Annotated in this window: 1 protein-coding gene and 1 pseudogene; one reads left to right on the top strand and one right to left on the bottom strand. The window is 61.7% G+C overall.

The annotated features are described in order from the left end of the window. Positions 1 to 125: 125 nt before the first annotated feature. Positions 126 to 1,034 (bottom strand): annotated as a pseudogene (locus tag Q8R73_RS02535) (YifB family Mg chelatase-like AAA ATPase); the annotation flags it as partial. Between the two features lie 33 nt (positions 1,035 to 1,067). Here Q8R73_RS02535 and Q8R73_RS02540 point away from each other — a divergent pair. Then, a partial coding sequence (locus Q8R73_RS02540; RefSeq protein WP_305717983.1) for a recombinase family protein occupies positions 1,068 to 2,499 on the top strand: 1,432 nt, incomplete at its 3' end.

A 2,499-nucleotide genomic window follows, 5' to 3' on the forward strand; every position in this document is an offset into this window, starting at 1 on the left:
CGCGAACCGCTGCGGCTTATGGTTGGCAGAGTGTAAAGAAAACTCGTTACCACGGGGTTGACGGGCTCAACACGTCATGGTCGTCCCTGCAAACGTTCGCTGGGACATTTATTGAGTCTGTGGCGTCACGCCGCGCTGCGCAGATCCTCCGCCAGCGCGCGATAGGACAGCGCTTCGGCCAGATGCAGCCGGCCGATCCTGTCGGATCCGTCGAGGTCGGCGAGCGTGCGGGCGACGCGCAGTACGCGGTGATAACCGCGCGCCGACAGCCGCATCGTCTCCGACGCATCGCGCAGCAATTTTGTGCCCGCGGCGTCCGGCTGCGCGATCTGCTCCAGCACCGAGGCCGGGGCTTCCGCATTGGTGCGGACGTTGGGCAGGCCGGCGGCGGCATAGCGCGCGAGCTGGATGTCGCGGGCGGCAGCGACGCGCGCCGCCACTTCCGCCGAGCCTTCCGCCGGCGGCGGCAGGATCAGATCGGCGGCGGTGACCTGGGGCACCTCGATGCGCAGGTCGATGCGATCCATCAGCGGGCCGGAGATGCGCGCCTGGTAGTCGGACGTGCAGCGGTCGACCCGTCCGCGCTTGCAGGCATAGCCCGGCTCATAGGCATGGCCGCAGCGGCACGGATTCATCGCGGCGATCAGCATGAAGCGGGCGGGGTAGGTGACGCGGTGGTTGGCGCGCGACACCGCGACCTCGCCGTTCTCCATCGGCTGGCGCAGCGAATCCAGCACGCGGGCATCGAACTCCGGCAGTTCGTCGAGGAACAGCACGCCCTGATGCGCCAGCGAGATCTCGCCGGGTTTGGCGCGCATGCCGCCGCCGGTCAGCGCCGCCATGCTGGCGGAATGGTGCGGGCTGCGGAACGGCCGCCGCGCGGTCAGCGCGCCGTCGCGGATTTCGCCGGCGACGGACGCGATCATCGACACCTCAAGCAGTTCGGACGGCGACAGCGGCGGCAGGATCGAGGGCAGCCGCGCCGCCAGCATCGATTTTCCCGCGCCGGGCGAACCGATCATCAGGATATAGTGGACAATTAAATAAAAATATCTTAATGATCTGGGATGGATAAAACCGCCGCTCTGCCCCGGACAAAGGCCTATTCCTACATCAGGATGTCCACCGACCTGCAGCTGAAGGGCGATAGCCTTCGTCGGCAGCGCGAGGCTTCCCAGCGGTATGCTGACAGGTATGGCCTGCAGCTGGTCGAGGAATTCGATCTTCAGGACATCGGTTACTCCGGCTATGACGGCGAAAATATCGCATCAGGGAGCTTCGGAAGGTTTCTGAAGGCTGTCCGGGCAGGTGAGATCGAGAAGGGATCGTACCTGCTCGTCGAGTCATTCGACCGCATGAGCCGACAGGAACCCATGAGGGCCCTGAAGCCCTTCATGGAGATTGTCGAGGCCGGCTTGGTCCTGGTCACCCTTGATGACGAACGGGTCTTCAGCGGCAAGATCAGCTTCGAAGACCTGATTATTTCCATCGCGAAAATGAGCCGGGCGAACGAGGAATCGGTCCGCAAGAGCGACCGCCTTTCGAAAGCCTGGCAAAACAAACGCAAGGAAGCCGGCACCAAGAAGCTGACCGCTCGCTGCCCCAGTTGGCTTCGGTTGCTGGATGGCCGGGAAGCGTTTGAGATCATCGAGGACCGTGCCCGGATCGTCCGGCGGATGTTCGACGAAGCAGTTGCTGGCCTAGGTGCATATTCCATCGTCCGCCGGCTGAACGACGACGGCATACCGACGTTTGCCGGCAAGGCGGGATGGCAGACGTCTACCGTCAACAAGATTATCGGAAGCAAGTCGGTAATCGGCGAGTTTCAGCCCAGCCGAATGGTCAATGGGAAGCGTAGCCCGGAAGGTGACCCGAGAAAGGGATATTTCCCGCGAATCATCGACGACGAGAAGTTCTATGCAGCACAGCGGGGGCGCCTGGAACGCCGAACCGCTGGGACAGCCGACCGGAAAGGAAGCGGTGGGGCCAAGGGAAAGCGGCTTTCTAACTTGTTCTCGAAATTGGCTGTCTGCGATAACTGCGCTTCGCCCATGCAATACCAGAACAAGGGGGCTCCACCCAAAGGCCAGTCATATCTTGTCTGCTCTAACGCAATCCGGAAGCACGGTTGTCATGTCGCAGCCCGATGGCGCTACGACCATTTCGAGACGATGTTTCTCTCATTCGTTGAGAAGCTCGATCTGGCGTCGATCGTGTCAACCGAACAGCAAGACAGCAAGCAAAATGATCTCTCTCGGCAACTGGAATCCCTCGCCGGTCGAGAGAGGAGCATCGAAGGAGACTTGGAAAGGCTACTTGCCGTCCTGAAGGAGGGCAACCAAACCAGCGACTTTCTGGCGAGGAAATTTGCGGAAGCTGAAGCCGAGCTTGGTCGGGTTAAGTCCGGCAAGGTGAAGGTGCAGGCCGAACTGGCCGCGCTTGAAGCAACCTCCTTGGGCTACTACACGAACCAGGCTCAGATGAGCGACCTGATCGATA

Origin of the sequence: Bradyrhizobium sp., from assembly GCF_030697065.1 — a bacterium.
In the GTDB taxonomy this organism is placed as follows: domain Bacteria; phylum Pseudomonadota; class Alphaproteobacteria; order Rhizobiales; family Xanthobacteraceae; genus Bradyrhizobium.